This is a genomic window from Candidatus Accumulibacter meliphilus (genome assembly GCF_036625345.1).
GTDB classification, from domain to species: Bacteria; Pseudomonadota; Gammaproteobacteria; order Burkholderiales; family Rhodocyclaceae; genus Accumulibacter; species Accumulibacter meliphilus.
Genome location: NZ_JAZKTZ010000011.1, coordinates 159,182 through 177,540, shown reverse-complemented (window position 1 = coordinate 177,540; position 18,359 = coordinate 159,182). Strand labels below are relative to the sequence as shown.

The 18,359-nt window shown below is 66.0% G+C and carries 2 protein-coding genes and 1 pseudogene; 2 read left to right on the top strand and 1 reads right to left on the bottom strand.

Annotation, left to right across the window (positions count from 1 at the left end):
- Positions 1-414, bottom strand: a 414-nt coding sequence (locus tag V5B40_RS20365; protein ID WP_332356219.1) for a hypothetical protein, incomplete at its 3' end; no start/stop codon positions are given.
- A 57-nt stretch (positions 415-471) separates the two neighbouring features.
- On the opposite strand from V5B40_RS20365, the gene V5B40_RS20360 reads away from it, so the two are divergent.
- Both V5B40_RS20360 and V5B40_RS25335 read left to right on the top strand, forming a co-directional pair.
- Positions 472-17,727 carry a CARDB domain-containing protein gene (locus V5B40_RS20360; protein ID WP_332356218.1) on the top strand — a complete coding sequence of 5,752 codons (17,256 nt, stop codon included), beginning with the start codon at positions 472-474 and terminating at the stop codon, positions 17,725-17,727.
- Positions 17,634-18,320: pseudogene (locus V5B40_RS25335) on the top strand (putative Ig domain-containing protein); the annotation flags it as partial. The gene V5B40_RS20360 and the pseudogene V5B40_RS25335, both read left to right, overlap by 94 nt.
- Positions 18,321-18,359 lie beyond the last annotated feature (39 nt).

Sequence of the window (18,359 nt, the reverse complement as noted above, 5' to 3'; positions counted from 1 at the left end):
CTCGACCCGCAGGGCGATCAGACCGGCGATTTCAGCTTCCGGCTCCTCGACCTTGCCGCGGCGACCGCGTTTACCAGCAACAGCGTCGTCAGTGGTCAGCTCGACCCGGCCAACGAAACCGCCGTTTTTCGCTTTGACGCCACGGCCGGTACGCGCTACTACCTCGACCGCCAGCAGCTGAGCAGCAGTGCCGACCGCCTGACCTGGCGCCTGTTCGATCCCTACGGTCGGCAGGTCTTCGGCCCCAGCAACCTGAACGACGTCGACATCTTCACGCTCGGCGAAAGCGGCACCTACACGCTGATCATCGAGGGCCGCATCTGGCAGACGCAATACAGCGCCAAGATCGACTACAGCTTCAAGCTGCTGGAGATCACCGACGACATTGTCGACATCGTCCCCGGCGTCAGCCACGGTCTCGACCAGTTCAGTACCGATGGTCAGCTCGGTGGCGCCCTGAATGTCAACGGCTTGCGCTACGCACAGGTGGCCAGTAATGGCGACATTGATCTGACCGGCTCGCTGACGCTTGAAGCCTGGTTCAAGGTCGACGCCTACGCCAGCACCTGGCAGCCGCTGTTCTACAAGGGCAACGGCAACAGCAACCAGCGGACCTACACCCTGTGGCTCAATTCCGCGGGTTACCTGCACCTGACGACCGGCAACAATTCCAACACCAACATCAACACTGCCGCCGGCAGCGTGGTCACCGGTCAGTGGCAGCACGTTGCCGTGGTGCTCGATCGCGACACTGCGAGCGGGGTGATGAAGATCTACCTGGACGGCGTCGAGGCCGCCAGCGGCGCTCTCGCCAAGACCGCCGCGAGTTCCAATACCAATCCGCTGCTGATCGGCAGCAGCCTGGAGAATTACCCGGTGTTCCAGGGCGCGGTGGACGATATCCGCCTGTGGAACAGCGTGCGCAGCGCACAGCAGATCGCCGACAACAAGGACCGCACGCTGGTCGGCGACGAGGCCGGGCTGCGCATGTACCTCAAAGCCGACGAGAGCAACGGCACGATTCTCGTCGACAGCAGCGGTCGCGGCAATGCGGGACAGATCGTTCATCCCTGGTCGAGCGTGCCCGGCGTCGTCGCCGGACGCATCGATTTTGGTCAGCAGGATTACTACCGCTTCACGCTTGCCGATACGACGCGCCTGTATTTTGATTCGCTGACCGACAACAACAATCTGCGCTGGACCCTGAGCGGCCCGCGTGGCACGCTGGTTTCCGATCGTCCCTTCCAGAGCAGCGATTCGCAGAACGGACTGAGCGTCTTCGACCTGGTAGCCGGCGACTACACGCTGCGTGTCGACGGGGTCGGCGACACCAGCGGCGACTATGGTTTCCGTCTGCTCGACCTCGCCGGCGCCCTGGAGCTGGACTTCAATACCGTGGTCAACGGTCAGCATACGCCGGCCACGGCCACCACCGCCTACCGCTTCACCGCCGAGGCGGGCGAGCGCCTGTACTTCGACGAGGTCTCGGCCAGCGGCGGCTATCCTTACTGGCGCCTGCTGGACCCCTGGGGTCGCAACCTGTGGGGACCCAACTACCTGCCCTCGGACGACGTGCGCTTGCAGACCCTGCCGTTTGCCGGCGTCTACACGCTGCTCGTCGAGGGCCGCCGGGATGGTGGCAGCGGTAGCAGCAACTTCAGTTTCCGGGTGCAGCAGGTCCGGGACCTGACCCAGGCCATCACGCTGGACGGCGTGTACGGCATGCCAGCGCCCTGGGCCAATGGCCAGTTTGCCGGCGCGCTGCACTTCAACGGTCTGCAGTCGGCCCAGATCGACCATGCTGCGGCTCTTGATCTGACCGATACCCTGACCCTGGAGACCTGGGTAAAGGTGGACCGTTTCGACAATACCTGGACCACGCTTTTCTACAAGGGCAACCCGGAGAACCCTGGCGAGCGTAGCTATAGCCTCTGGCTGCACTCCAACGGTAGCGTCGCTTTCGATACCGGTGACGGCAGTAAGCAGTCCACCCAGACCGACAGCGGCCTGATCACCACCGGGCAGTGGCATCACATCGCGGCGGTCATGGACCGCACTGCCGGAACGGTACGCATCCTGGTGGATGGCGTGTTGCAGAAGAGCGCCACCAATATCCGCAAGAATCCGGCCAGCAGCAACAGCAATCCCCTGTACCTGGGTAGCGCGCTGGAGCCTGGCAGCAGCTACGCCAGCCTGGTGGGTAGCATGGACGACATCCGGGTCTGGAACCTGGCGCGTAGCGACGCCGAGATCCTGGCTTCGATGAATGCCCCGCTGGTCGGCAACGCCGCCGGCCTGGTGGCTTACATCAAGGCTGACGAGGGCGTCGGCAACAGCGCTGCCGATGCTACTGGCCACGGTCATGTCGTCAGCCTGAGCGAAGCCACTGCCCCGGTCATCGTGGGGGCCATCGAACATGTCGGGCAGCTGGTCAACTACACCTTCACCCTCGGTGAAGCCAGCACGCGCGTCTACTTCGACGCCATGACCGATAGCTCCAATGTGCGCTGGAGCCTCACCGGTCCCCGCGGTACCTTGGTCAGCGGCCGTCACTTTCAGCAGAGCGATTCCGTCGACGCTCTGTCCTTGTTCGATTTGCCGGCCGGCGACTACCAGCTCAGCATCGCCGGCTATCAGGACTACACCGGCGAATTCCGTTTTCGCCTGCTCGATCTGGCCGCTGCCAGCGTCCTCGCCCCCGGCACTCCGGTCAGCGGCAGCCTGACCCCGGCCAACCAGACTGACGCCTATCAGTTCACCGCCAATGCCGGTGAGCGCTATTTCTTCGAGCGCATCAGCGAGGGGGCCGGCGATATCTATTGGCGCCTGCTCGACCCCTGGGGCCGGACCGTTTGGGGCGCCAGTAACTTCAATGCCGACGCCGGCCTGATTACGCTGGCCTACGACGGCATTTATACCTTGCTGATGGAAGGCCGGCGCAATGTCGCCGGTAATGCCTCCTACTCATTCAATGTCCAGCCCGTGGCTGATGATGTGGCCAGTCTGACCCTGGGCGCCGCGGTCAGCGGCAGTATCGAGCACGCGGCCCAGCAGGACTACTACCACTTCCGCCTGGAGGCCGGTAGTGCGCTGTATTTCGATTCCCTCACCAACAGCACCGACTTCACCTGGACACTCAGTGGTCCGCGCGGCCTGGTGGTGTCGGCCCGGCAGTTCGCCGACAGCGACTCCAACGATTACAAAAGCAAGCCGGTGCTCAGCCTGGAGGCCGGCGATTACACCCTGATCGTAGGCGGCAAGGATGCCACGACCGGCGCTTACGGCTTCCGACTGGTGGACCTGGCTGCGGCCACGCTCATCGACGTCGGCGATACGGTCACCGACAGCCTGAGCCCCGGCAACGCGACGCACCTGTTCCGCTTCGCTGCCAGCGCCCGCGACCGTTTTAATTTCGAGCTGCTCAGCGAGAGCGCAAACAGCCCGTACTGGCGGCTCATCAGTCCCGATCACGGGGTGGTATCTGGCCCCAGCGCCACTGATGACCTGCTGTCCACCATGCCTTTCACCGGCACCTACTACCTGCTGCTCGAAGGGCGGGTCAGCGAGAGCAAGGCCGTCGACTACAGTTTCCGGATAGCCGACACCGCCTTGCCGAATAGCGGCGGTCACAGCAGTCAGGATTTCGACGCCGACGGCCTGCCGTGGGTAGCCGCCAGCTTCAGCAAGTCGGCGCCGGTGGTGATCCCCGGCGGGCCGTCGGGCAACTTCCTGCGCCTGCTCCCCGGCAGCGTCACCGGCTACAACACGATTGCCTTCAACAATGCCGGCGTTGGCGTGATTCCGGCGACGGTGAACGTCGATTTCGACTTCCGCATCGGCAAAGTCAGCAATCAGGGTGACGGCATCGGCTTCGCCTGGTTGAACGCGGACGTTTGGGGCAACAGCGGTCCGGCACCGCAGTTCGGCGAAGAGGTAAATCTGGCCGGCAGCTTCGGCGTCGGCTTCGACCCGGTGAACAACGGCGAGCTCAGCGACAATCACGTCTCCCTGCATTTCAACGGCAGCAAGCTCGCCGAGTTCAACGTCGCCGGCTTCCGTCTTGACAGCGGTAATTTCCAGCACGCGCGCATTGTCATTGCCGCGGTCGCCGGCGGCAGCAAGGTTTCCGTCTACCTGACACCCAATGCCGGCAGCGAAGTGGCGGTCGTCGAGGACTATTTCATCAGCGCCATGCAGGCCTACGACGGGCGCATGGCTTTCGGTGCGCGCAACGGCGGCTGGCGCGCCGACAACGACCTCGACAATATCCGCGTCGCCGTTGTCGCCGGTGCCGCCGAGAGCCTGACGCTCCTGACCCTGGGCACCGTGCCGGTGAGCGGCACGCTGTCCGCCAGCGGCGAGATCGACCGCTACCGCTTCAGCGTCACCGACGCTACGCGCACCTACTTCGACTCGCTGACCAACAACAGCAGCCTGCGCTGGAGTCTGAGCGGTCCGCGCGGCAGCGTCGTTGCCGACCGCAGCTTCACCGCTTCGGATGGCTACCAGGGCCTGTCCCTGCTGGACCTGACAGCGGGTGACTACCTGTTGTCCGTTTTCGGTAGCACCGGCGCCTACAGCTTCAAGCTGATGGACATGGCTCAGGGTGAAGTGCTGACCCCGGATACCGCTACCAGCGGTACGCTCAGCCCGGGCAACGAGACCGACATCTACCGTTTTGATGCCCTTGCCGGCGAGCAATTCTACTTCGATCGCGTCAGCTTCAGCGGCGGCTACTACACCGACTGGCGGCTGATCGATCCCTTCGGCCGCCCGCTGTGGGGGCCGACGCACATGTACACCAACGACGTCGACCTGACGACGCTGCCCTACTCGGGGACCTACTACCTGCTGCTCGAGGGCCGCTATCACGAGGATACGGCGTCGAACTACACGATCAACGTGCGCAAGATGGACAACAGCGTCAGCACGCCGATCGTCGTCGGCGACCGCGTCGATGCCGAACTGAGCAAGCCGGGCGAGGTCGACAGCTTCAGCTTCGAAATCGGCGGCAGCGAGTCGAAACGCGTCTACTTCGATGTTCTTGCCAACACCAGCCAACTCAGCTGGACTTTGAGCGGGCCGCGCGGCAGCCTTGTCTCCGGGCGCTTGTTCAGCGCCACCGACGCCGCCAATGGGCGCTCGATCATGGATCTGGCGCCGGGCAGCTACACGCTGATCGTCGACGGCAGTGGCGATGCCACCGGCGCTTACGCCTTCCGCCTGCTCGACCTGGCGGCCGGGACGCAGATCGTCCCCGGCACGCCGCTGCTCGAGCGGACGCTGACGCCCGGCAACGAGACCGACGTGTACTGGTTCGACGCCGTCGCCGGCGAGCGTTTCTACTTCGATCGCGTCAGCTTCAGCGGCGGTTATTACACCGACTGGCAGTTGCTCGACCCGGCGGGGAACACGCTGTGGGGCCCCACCCACATGTACAGTAATGATGTCGATGTCACGACACTGCCGCGCAGCGGTCGCTACACCTTGCTGGTCGAAGGTCGCTACCACGAGGACGCGGCCACTTCGACTTACACCATCAACGTCCAGCCGGTGGTCGACCAGGTCACACCGATGACGCTCGACAGCGAGGTCGCCGGCTCGATCGACAGCGTCGGCCAGCGCGGCCTGCATACCTTCACGCTCAGCGAGACCAAGCAGGTCTACGTCGACGTCCTGACCAACAACGGCAATTTCTCGTGGAGTCTCAGCGGTCCGCGCGGCAGCGAGGTGGCGAACCGCTCCTTCAGCAGCACCGACGGCGTGCATGGGCTGTCGCTGCTCGAACTGCTGCCGGGCGATTACACGCTGAGCATCGACGCTAGCGGCGAGGCAACCGGCGCTTACGCCTTGCGCCTGCTCGACCTCGCCGCTGCGCAGCTGATCACCCCGGGTACGCCGGTCAGCAGCGAGCTCAATCCGGCCAATTCGACCGATATCTTCCGCTTCAACGCTGCCGCCGGCGATCGTTTCTACTTCGACCGGGTCAGCTTCAGCGGCGCCTACTACACCGAATGGCGCTTGCTCGATCCCTGGGGCAAGACGGTGTGGGGGCCGACGCATTTCTACACCAATGACGTCGACGTAACGACACTGGAATTCGACGGCCTGTACACGCTGCTCGTCGAGGGGCGCTACCACGAGCGCGGCATCTCGAACTACACGCTCAACGTCTCGCCGTCGCCGGTCGCGCAAAAAATCATCCTTTCCGGCCTCGGCAGCGTTCCGGGTGCCGACCTCAAGGTCGAGAATCTGGTGCTGACGCCGGTCGGCGGCGGCCTCACCGCCGGTGGCCAGGTGCTGGTCGGCTGGGAAGTGAGCAATACCGGCAATTTGCCAGCCGATGCGCCGTGGAAAGATCGCCTCCTGGTGCGCAACATGGACCGTGGCGGCGAGTTGGTCGTCAACCTGCTGGTCGATTACAGCGACCTCGGTGCCGCAGCGACCGATCCGCTGGCCGTCGGCGCGCGTCGCGCCCGGCAGGTGACGGTCAGCTTGCCGCGCGGCAACAGCGGTGCCGGCAACTTGCGTTTCGAAGTCGCCGCCGACGTCACCAACGTCGTCGCCGAACCCGGCGTCGCCGAGCTGAACAATGCTGCCAGCGTGAACGCGCTCGCCGCGTCGACTCCGTACCCCGACCTGCAGGTGGATAGCGTCGTCGTGACGCCGAGCAGCGGCTGGGCGGCGGGTAGCAGCCTTACCGTCAGCTGGCGGGTGAATAACAGCGGCAGCGTTGGCGTCAACGACGCCTGGAACGATCGCCTCAGGGTGCGCAATCTGAGTACCGGCGCGATCCTGCTCAACGCCAGCAGCCGCTATCTGCCGGCGGTCGGTGGCGCGCTCGCCGCCGGCGGCTCGATCGACCGCCGCTTCACCTTCAGCTGGCCGGCCGGCGCTGTCGGCAGCGGCCAGTTCGAATTCCTGGTGAGCACCGACGTCGATGGCGAGATTTTCGAGAGCAACGCCAGCGACAGCGCGGAGACCAACAACGCGGCGACTGTGGTCGTCGCCTCGGCGCCCGATCTGCTCGTCCAGCGGTTGCGTGTCGAAGCACTCACGGCCACTGCCGGCGATAGCGTCACCGTCTTCTGGGACGACCGCAACGACGGCCTGATCGCCACCCCGGCGAGCTGGCACGACCGCCTGATCGTGCGCAACCTGAGCAGCGGCGAAACGCTGCTCGACGTCGCTCTGCCCTACAACATCGCGCTGATCGGCAACGCCGCGCTGGCGCCCGACGCCAGCGTCGCGCGTTCGTACACCTTCCAGTTGCCGGAGGGCCTGCGCGGCAGCGGCCAGATCGAAGTCGAGGTGCGTGTCGACCAGAACGCCGCCGGCCAGGGGAGCCTGGTCGAATATACCGCCGCCGGCGACGGCGGCGAGAGCAACAACAGCGCCCGCCTGGCGTTCACCGTGGCGGCCAGAGCCTACGCCGACCTCGCGGTCGGCAGCTTGAGCGCACCGAGCAGCGGCCGCGGCGGAGAGACGATCACGCTCGAGTGGACGGTGCTCAACCAGGGATCGATTGCCAGCGGCGTGCTGTGGAGCGACCGCGTCGTGCTCAGCAGGGACGACGTGATCGGCAACGCCGACGACGTGACCCTGGCCAGCGTCGGGCACTATGGTGTGCTGGCGCCCGGTGCCTCGTATCAGCAGAGCCGGCAGCTGCTCGTTCCCGAGCGCCTGGATGGCGCTTTCCGCCTGGCGGTCGTCGCCGACGCGCTTGGCGAGCTCAGCGAGCCCGACACGCGCGCCAACAACAGCGCGCTGTTGATGATCGACCTGTCGACACCGCACGCCGACCTGCAGGTCGAGGTCGTCGCCGCGCCGGCCAGCGCGCGCAGCGGTGAAGCGACGCCGGTCAGCTGGCGCGTGCGCAATGCCGGCGACCGGCCGACCGACGCGACGCAATGGCAGGACCGCATCTACCTGTCGAGCGACGCCGCGCTCGACGCTGGCGATACGCTGCTGGCGCAGATCCTGCACAGCGGTGGGCTCGGCGCTGCTGAAAGCTACAGCGGCCAGAGCAATGTCTTCCTGCCTTTCGGGATCACCGGCGACTACCACATTCTGGTCAAGACCGACGCTGCCAGCCAGGTTTTCGAGAGCATTTTCGAGGACAACAACGTCACTGCCAGCCATGCGGCGGTGCAGGTGCTGGCGCCGACGCTCGCCGATCTGAGCGTCAGCGAGATCGTCGTGCCGGTGCCGGGTGCTCCGGGTCAGACGCGGATCGTTACATGGACCGTCGCCAATAGCGGCAGCGGCGCCGCGCGTGGCAGCTGGAGCGACCGCGTGTACCTCAGCGCCGACGGCAGTCTCGGCGGCGCGCGTCTGCTGGCGACCGTGCCGCACAGCGGCGAACTGTTGGCACTGGCCAGCTACACGGCGAGCACCGAGATCACGCTGCCCGACGTCGCCGACGGCGATTATTTCATTGTCGTCAGCAGCGATGTCGGCGATACGGTTTTCGAAGGCAGCCAGGAGGGCAACAACAGCAGCGTTTCGACGGCGACTCTGGGCGTCGTGCATCCGGATCTGCGGCCGGTGTTGGTGAGCGCGCCGGCCGGCGCGCTGTCCAGCGAGGCCATCGTCGTCGCCTGGCAGATGCGCAACGCCGGCAGCAGCGACGCGCTCGGCGCGTGGACCGATCGCCTCTACCTGTCGCGCGATGCGACGCTTGGTGCCGACGACACCCTGCTCGGCGAACTGGCGCATGGCGGGCTACTCGCCACCGGCGCCAGCTACGACGCGCAACTGCAGGTCAATTTGCCGCTGGCGGCCAGCGGCGACTACTTCCTGCTGTTGGTCGGCGACGCACTCGGGCAGGTGCACGAGGTCGGTGCCGAAAACAACAACGTCGGTTCGACGCCTTTCGCCGCGGCGCTGGCGCCCTACGCCAACCTGGTCGTCAGCGCCGTCAGCGCCGAAGCCGGCGTGCCCTATGCGCCGGCACCCGAGGTGGTGGTCGGCGACCCGGCACGGATCACCGTCAGCTGGACGGTCGGCAACGACGGCACCGGTGTCGGCCAGACGACGCAGTGGACCGATACCCTGCTGGTGTCCACCGATAGCATCGTCGGCAATGGCGACGACCGCGTCCTTGCCAGCTACGAGCACCTCGGTGGGCTCGCTGTCGGCGCCAGCTACACGCGCTCCGAGACTTTCCTGCTGCCGGCGTACTTCCAGGGGCGCTACCATTTCTTTGTGCGCAGCGATGCCGCCAACCAGGTCTTCGAGAACGGTCTCGAGACCGACAATGCCGCTGAAGCGGCGCGCATTTTCGACGTCATGCGCATTCCCAACGCCGACCTGGTGGTCAGCCAGGCGAGCGTGCCGGCGACCGCCCGTTCGGGTCGCGGCGTCGAGGTCTCCTGGCAGGTCAGCAACGTCGGCATCGGCCCGACCGACATCCCGGGCTGGAACGACGAACTGGTCCTCACTTCGGATGCCGCCGGCACGCAGGTGCTTGCCGTGCTCGGCACGTTCACGCACCTCGGCGTGCTCGCTGCCGGCGATAGCTACAGCCGCACGCAGGAAGTGACGATTCCCAACGGACTGTCGGGCAACTACTACGTGCGCGTGCGCAGCTCCGGCCCCTTCGAGTTTGTGTACACCGACAACAACAGCCGCGTCGCCGGGCCGCTCGAGGTCATCCTGTCGGACTCGCCGGACCTGCAGGTGACCGACATCGTGACGCCGGAGACGGCCTCCGAAGGCGACACCATCGACGTTCGCTGGACGGTCACCAACAACGGACTGGCCAAGGCCGATGGCGCGTGGACCGACGTCGTTTCGATGCGCAAAGTTGGGCAGCCCAACGACCCCGGCATCTACCTCGGCACTTTCACCTACGATGCCGGCGGCCTCGAAGCCGGCATTTCCTACACCCGCACCGAGCGCTTCCGCCTGCCGGCGCGCACCGAAGGTGTTTATCAGCTGGTCGTGCTGACCAATTCCAGCCGCCAGGTGTACGAGTACGGCAGCGCTGCCGCCAACAACAGTGCCGCCGACGACCAGGTGTTGCAGGTCGCGCTGTTGCCGCGCTCCGACCTGCAGGTGGCCAATGTCGTCGCGCCGGCGCGGGCCGCGGCCGGCGCGACGGTGTCGTTGCGTTTCTCGATCATCAACCAGGGCGGCGTGCCGACGACGACGCCGCGCTGGCAGGACCGCGTCTACCTGTCGCTCGACAACAAGCTCAGCGGCGACGACCTGCTGATCGGCTCTTACGACAATGGTGCGGCGCTCAACCCCGGCGAGCAGTACGCGACCGACAGCGGCAGCCTGCAGATCCCGATCCGTTTCCGTGGCGACGTGTTTCTGATCGTTCAGGCCGACGGCAGCGGTTCGGTCGACGAGTATCCCAACGACGCCAACAATATCGCCGCCGTACCGCTCTTCGTCGAGCCGTATCCGCTCGCCGACCTGGTCGCCGGCAGCGTCGTTGCGCCGGCGCAGGCCGTCGAGGGCGCCAGTATCGAGGTCCGCTACACGGTCGCCAACCGCGGTAGCGGCACCACTGCCGGAGCCAACTGGACCGACACCATCTGGCTGTCGCGCGACAAGACGCGGCCCAACGCCAGCGGCAACAGCGCCATCCTGCTCGGCGCGCTGCAGCACCAGGGCGCGCTGGCGGTGGGCAGCAGCTACGACGTCGTCACGCAGGTCGCGCTGCCAGCGCACGTCGCCTCGGGCACTTACTACATCACCGTCTGGAGCGATTCCTACGATGTCATCCTCGAGGATACGCTGGCCAGCAACCTCAACCCGGACGACATCAACGAGCTCGACAACAACAACTACAAGGCACGGGCGATCGACGTCATCGGTGGCTTCGCGCCGCCGCCGCCGGACCTGCACATCAGCGCGCTCGCCGCTTCGCCGCTGGCCTCGACCGGCAGTGCGCTGAGCGTCACCTGGACGGTGGCCAACCGCGGTGCCGGGGAAGCCGCCGGTAGCTGGAACGACGTCTTCTGGCTGTCCGACAAGCCGACCCTCAACGCCGCCGGTGCCAAGCAGTGGTATCTCGGCGCGGTGGCGCACGACGGCGGTGCCGCGCCCGGCGCCAGCTATACCCAGAGCACCAGCTTTGCGCTCAACCCGGCGGCCAGCGGCCAGTACCTGATCGCCTACACCGACTACAACCCCTACAAGGGAAAGCCCTACGACGTTGTAGAGGCCGACGAAGAGAACAACACCCGCGTGCAGGACACCGGCGTCGTGCCGAGTCCGGCCGACCTGCAGGTGCTCACCATCGCTGCGCCGGGCGAGAACTTCTCGGGTGAGAAGACGACCATCAGCTGGACCGTCAAGAACTTCGGGGCAGCGGTCTGGGAGGGCACGCGCTACTGGCTGGACAGCGTCTATCTGTCGCCCGACCCGGTCTTCCTGCCCGAGCGGGCGACCAGCCTCGGCACTTTCGTGCACAATAATGCTGGCGGTCTGGCGGCCGGAGCGAGCTACACCGAGAGCGCCGAGGTCACGCTGCCGCGCGGCATCGGCGGCAATTTCTATATCTACGTGATTACCGACGCCAACCGCTACGACCCGCGCTATCCGGCCGGTGAGGCCGACGCCGGCGTCAACGCCTATTATCGCGACGACTACTACCCGACATCGGCGTACGAGGGCGTCGGCGGCCAGGACAACAACCGCGGCGTCGGCAGCATCCCGGTCACGTACCGCGAACCCGATCTGAAAGTCACCTCCTTGCTGGTGCCGCCGCTGGGCGGGCAGTCGGGCGGCACGGTTACCGTCAATTACACGGTGACCAATATCGGCAACCGCGACACCCGCGAGATCAGCTGGTGGGACCGGCTGTTCCTGTCCAAAGACGATTCGCTCGACACCTTCGACCTGCAGGTCGCCGAGGCGCGCCATTACGGCGTACTGAACGCCGGCGACAGCTATACCGGTACGGCGACCGTGAAGTTGCCCGACGGCATCGCCGGCGTTTTCAGCCTGCTGGCGTTCACCGATTCCGAAGCCGACAGTCGGCTGGCGTGGTGGAACAGCAACATCGTTCCCGAGTATCGTGGCGTCGGCATCGACGCCAACAACGACGCCGTGCCGGAATTCCGCGGCGAGGGCAACAACATCACCGTTGCGCCACTGCCGGTGATGGCGGCGCCGCTTGCCGACCTGCAGGTCACCGCGGTCAGCGCGCCGAACCACATCACCGTTGGCAACGACTTCACCGTCACCTACACCGTCGGCAACCTCGGTGGCGCCGACACGCTGCCCGAGCAGGAACGCTGGGACGACCTGATCTACCTCTCACGCGACCCGCTGCTCGACCTCGACAGCGATCGCTACCTGCTGACCGTCGAGCACCGCGGCGGCCTGGCGCAGGGCGACAGTTACACGGTCAGCAGGACGCTGCGCGCGCCGCTCGACATCAGCGGCGCCTACTACGTCTTCGTGGTCACCGATCCGGCGCGCGGAAGTGGCCGCGGCAAGGTTTTCGAAGGTGGCTTCGAGCGCAACAACGCGACGCCGAATGCGCCACCGTCGATCTTCGAAGTGCCGCCGCCGGCCGACGTCCAGGTCGACGCGATCACTTTTGCCGGCGCCGGCGCGGCCGGCGAAACGCTGCGTGTCGAGTGGACCGTTGCCAACCACAGCAGCAATGCCACTTCGGCTGCCTGGACCGACGCCGTCTATCTCTCCGACGATAACCTCTGGGACATCGGCGACCGCCTGCTCGGCAAGCTCGCACACAGTGGCGTGCTCGCCGAGAACGACAGCTACACGGCGACCCTGGAGGCGCTGGTGCCGCCGATCAAGATCGGCCAGTATCGCGTCATCGTTCGCCCCGACATCTACAACGAAGTTTTCGAAGGGCCTTACCGCTCGGCGGGCGAAGCCAACAACTTCAGCACCTCGGCCAACGCGCTGAGCATCGCCGTCGACGAACTGCATCTGGGCGTCGCCTTGAGCACCACTTTGTCCACCGGCCAGAGCCGGGTCTACAAGCTCACCGTCGGCCAGGGCGAGACGCTCAAGCTGAGCCTGAGCGCTGTCGACCACGACGCCGCCAACGAGATCTTCGTTCGTTACGGCGATGTTCCCGACGGCTTCAACTACGACGCGACCTACGAGAATCCGCTGCAGGCCAATCAGACGGCGGTGATTCCCTTCACCAGGCCGGGCGATTACTACGTCCTGATTCGTGGCCACAGCGAACCGAAAGAGAACGCGCAGGTCAAGCTGCTCGCCGAGGTGGTGCCTTTCGCGATCACCGGCGTGCAGGTCGACCAGGGCGGCGACAGCCGCTGGGTGACGATCGACGTGCGCGGCGCCAAGTTCGCCGACAACGCGATCCTCAAACTGGTGCGCCCGCGAGTCGCCGAGTACGAGCCGGTCAAGTGGGAGGTCATCGATTCGACCTGGATCCGCGCCACCTTCGATTTCCGCGACGCGCCGCTCGGCCTCTACGACCTCAAGGTCATCAATCCGGATGGCCAGCAGGCGGTCGTCGCCTACCGTTTCCTGATCGAGCGCGCGCTGGAGACCGACGTGACCATTGGGCTGGGCGGTCCGCGCGTCCTCGCTGCCGGCGAGACCGGCACCTACGGCGTCGCGCTGCAAAGCCTGACCAACGTCGACACGCCGTACGTCCGCTTCAGCTTCGGTGTTCCCGAGATGGGCGTCAACAGCTTCGTCTACGATCTCCCCTTCCTCAAGTATTACAACAACCTGCGTGGCCAGCCCGAGAGCGGTGGCGAGGACGTGCCGTGGGCCAGCCTCGATTCGGCGACCAACAGCAACGGCCAGATCCTCTCATCGGGCTACGCCTATGACGTCATCGCCGGCGGTTACGTCGGTGCCACTTTCAATGTCCAGACCTACCCGCTGCTGAAAGCGCTGTCGACACTCAACTGGGACGCGTTGCGCGTTGGCCTGTACGAAATGTACCCCGATCTGGAGCCGATCCAGGCGCTCGCCGGCGGTCCGCAGGCGATGATCACGGTGCTGCCCGAGTTCTGGGAGCTGTGGCTGCTGGCCGGCTCGGAAGAAGGTTTGCCCGACAAGTGCGTGATCCCCTTCATCCCCTACCGCTTCAACGTCGTCGGCGCGGCGACGGCAATGACCCGTGACGAGTTCATCGCCGACCAGACCGCCGAAGCGCTCACGTTGCGCGCGGCGATCCTTGCCGACGCCGATCTCGACGCGCAGATCGCAGACACGCGTATCGACGATACGTCGCTCGCCGAAAAGCGCGCGGCGATCGCGCTGCGCGTCCTCGCCGCCGACGCCACGACCTGGAGCCAGGCCTACCTGGCGGCGCTCGAAGAGGTCGGTATCCTGCGTCCGGTCGACGAAGCGCCGCCGATCCGCCAGGACATCAAGGTGATGAGCCTGATGAGCACGCTGGCGACCGGGATCCTGATCGGCCCGGCCGGTGAGCAAATCCGGACCACTGCCGACCTCGCCGATTTCTTCGCCAAGATCAAGGAATGGTACGGTGACGAGCCGGGCACCAAGGCCGCCATCGACCACTACGAGGCGCGCGAGAGCGATTGCCTGGAAGGGGGAATTCCCGTGCCGGCCCTGCCGGTATTCGACGACTACGATCTCGGTCTGTCGCATCCGACCTACTTCCAGACTTTCAACATCTTCGTTCCCTACGTCGGCTTCGACAAGGATGGCGCGTCGGCGGCAACGATTGCCTTGCCCGACTACGCCTCGGTCGCGGCGTCCAACGAGCTGACCGCGCTCGATTTCTCGCGTCTCTACGAGCAGGCGATCGGCGACGGCCAGCTGGCGTCGATCGCCGGTCCGCAGGCTTATGGCGTCGATCAGTTCCTGCCCGTCGGGCAGGCGCTGCCCTATACCATCAAGTTCGAGAACCCGTCGGCGGCAGCGACTTCGGTAACCGAAATCCGCGTCGTCAGCGAACTCGATCCGGCGCTCGATCCGAGTACCTTCCGCCTCGGCGACATCAAGCTCGCCGACCTGACGGTGCACATTCCGACCGGCCGCGCGCTGTTCCAGGGCGACTTCGACCTGCGCAATGCAAAGGGCTTCATCCTGCGCGTCTCGGCGGGGATCGACCCGAGCACGAATACCGCTTCCTGGGTTTTCCAGGCCATCGACCCGGAGACCGGCGAGGTGCTGGTGGACGCCACGCGCGGCCTGCTATTGCCCAACGCCGCCGACGGTCGCGGCGTCGGCCAGCTCGGCTACACGGTCCAGGCGAAGGACGGACTGGCCTCGGGAACGCTGGTCAAGGCGCGGGCGGTGGTGCGCTTCAACGCCATTGCACCACAGGAGACGCAGGAGCTGGTGCAGACGCTCGACACCGGCGCGCCGCTGACGACGCTCACCGCCACAGCTGTACAGGCCGGTGGTTCCGACTACGAAGTGCGCTGGACGGCCGTCGACGAAGACGGCGGTGCGGGCGTCGCCCACGTCACGGTCTATGTCGCCAAAGATGGTGGCGATTTCCGGATCTGGAAGCGGCAGACCAGCGACAGCTTCGACATCTACTCCGGCGAAGCCGGGCATCGTTACGAATTCCTCGCCCTGGCGACGGATCTGGCCGGCAATCGCGAAGCGGCCCCGGGTGGCGTGCAGGCGCCGGATGACGGCTCCGGCGCCAATCTCGGCGGTCTGCCGAGCTTCGGCCAGACTTCGCAGGATCTGCCGCCGCCCTTGGCGCCAGTGCTGCCGCCGACCAATCCCTTGTTCGTCGCCGCACAGCAGCAGATTCCGGCGGCGACGCCGCTGGCCAAGCTGCCCGAGTTCACCGAGATCCTGCGCCCGTTCACCGCGCAGTCCTACGCCACCGATTTCGTCGAGAGCCACGCGGCGATCGGTCCGCTGGCGATCGTCGAGATGCCCGACGGTTCGACGATCATCAGTGGCGGTCCGAACCGCGGCTGGCTGTATCGCATCGCGCACGATGGCGGTCGTGCGCTGCAGCCTTTCGTCGAACTCGACGAACCAATTTTCGACCTGGCGCTGGACGAGCAGGGACAGCTGTGGGCGACCACCGGCGGTGGCGCCTTGCTGCGCCTGAACGCCGACAGCGGCGAAATCCTGGCGCGCTTCGGCACGGGTATTACGCAGGCGCTGGCGATCAAGCCGTCGACCGGCGAGATCTACGTGTCGTCGGGCGACGGGATCGAGATTTTCGACCCGAGCAGCGGCAACTTCCGGCATTTCAGCGACCTGCGCGTCGACGACCTCGCTTTCGCTGCCGACGAGACGCTGTGGGCGACCTCCTGGCCGGCGCGTGGCGACGTCGTCAGTTTCGACAAGCGCGGTCGCGCGACGGTCATGGTGCGTCTCGACGGCGAAGTCGACTCGCTGGCGTTCGGTCGCGCCGGCACGGATCTGGCGGGGCTGCTTTTCGTTTCGAGCAACGCGACGCATGGTGAAGTCGGCTCGGCGCTGACCATGGTCGACTTGACGACGCTACACAGCGTCGAGATCGCTCGCGGCGGCTCGCGCGGCGAGGCGGTGGTGGCGACCAGCGACGGCCGCATCCTGCTCGGCCAGTCGCAGCAGGTCGATGTGATCAGTCCGATCGTCGCGCCGCAGGTGCTGGCCACCAATCCGCCCAACCGGGCGGTGGTGTTGCTGCCGCTGAGCGAACTGACGATCACTTTCGACCAGGACATGTTTGCCGGGCCGGCGTCGGCTTCGGCTTCGGTGCTCAATCCGCTGAACTACCAGGTGGTGCGTCAGAACGGCGGCCTGGCGACGATCAGCGGCGTCAGCTACGACGCGCCGGCGCGTACCGTCACCCTGACCGTCAGCGACCTGGAAGCCGACCTCTACGACCTGCGCGTCCTCGGCAGCGTCGGCAGCAGCGCCGGTATGGCGCTCGGCTCGGCCTTCATCTCGAGCTTCGTCGCCGCACAGGACTTCTCGTCGGTGGTCCGCCTGGACTTCGATCGTGTGCGCAGCGACCGCGGTAGCGGCATCGTTTCCTACGACGTCACGGTCACCAACGAAGCCGACTACGACCTGCTCCTGCCGGCGTCGCTGATCATCGACCCGGCGCGCTACTTCCAGGGCCGGCCGCTCGGCGGCGTCGCCCCGCAGGGCGCCGGCAGCCTCTGGTACATCGACCTTTCCGGCAAACTGCCGAACGGCAAGCTGCAGGCCGGTGCGTCGCTGGCCACTTTCAGCGTCTCGATCAGCAACGGCGCGGCGCAACAGATCGGTATTGGCCACGGCATCTACGCCGTGCCCTATGCGAACCAGCGGCCGAGCTTCACCTCGACGCCGCTGAGCGTCGCTGCTGCTGGCCAGGCCTACAGCTACCAGGCACTGGCCGTCGACCCCGACGGCAGCGCGCTGGCCTACCTGCTGCTCGATGGGCCGGAGGGCCTGCAGCTCGATAGCCACAGCGGCGTCCTCAGCTGGCTGCCGACGGCGCTCAGTCCGGCCACTGCTTCAGTGCTGTTGCGGGTCTACGATACGCGTGGCGGTTTCGACACCCAGGCCTTTGTCATCGAAGTCGCCGGCGCCAATCGTCCGCCGGTGGTTTCCGAACTGCCGGGCGAGATCGAGGGCCAGGAAGGCCAGTCGCTGCTGGTCGGTCTGTCGGCACAGGACCCGACGAAGACTTCCTGCAGTATTTCGCCAACAATCTGCCGCCGGGAGCCGTTTTCGATCCCGAACTCAAGGCCCTGCTGTGGACGCCCGATTACCAGTCCGCCGGCACCTATCACAACGTCGAGCTGGTGGTCAGCGACGGCAAGACCTCGGTGACCCGCTCGTTCACGCTGCTGATCAAACCCGACAACGCGCCGCCCGAAGTCAAGCCGCTGGCCGAGCGGACGATCCGCGAAGGCGATTCGCTGCGCCTGCAGCTGCAGGCTTCCGACGTGGACGGGCAGCAGCTGGCCTTCTTCGCCAACATCCTGCCGGTCGGTGCGTTCCTCGATCCGCATACCGGCGTCTTCGAATGGACATCCGGCTTCACGCAGGCCGGCGATTATCTGCTCAAGCTCGGCGCCAGCGACGGCGCCAAATCGACCGAAACCGAGTTGCGCGTGCATGTCCTGAACGTCAACGCCGCACCGCGTTTCGACGAACTCGGGTCGTGGATCAGCTTCGAGGGACAGGTGCTGAGCTTCCGCGCCTTCGCTTTCGATGCCGACAATCCCGGCTTCATCCCGCAGGATCGCCAGAGCAGCGGCACGCTCACCCTGCAGGAAGGTTCCGAGGCAACGGTGACTTACGTCGTCAGCGGTCTGCCCGCTGGCGCCAGCTTCGATCCGGTGACGGCACTATTCAACTGGACGCCCGACTTCAGCCAGGCCGGCGACTACAGCGTGCGCTTTACGGCAACCGACGACGGGGACGGCAGCGGCGTGCCGCTGACTTCCGAGATTGTCGTG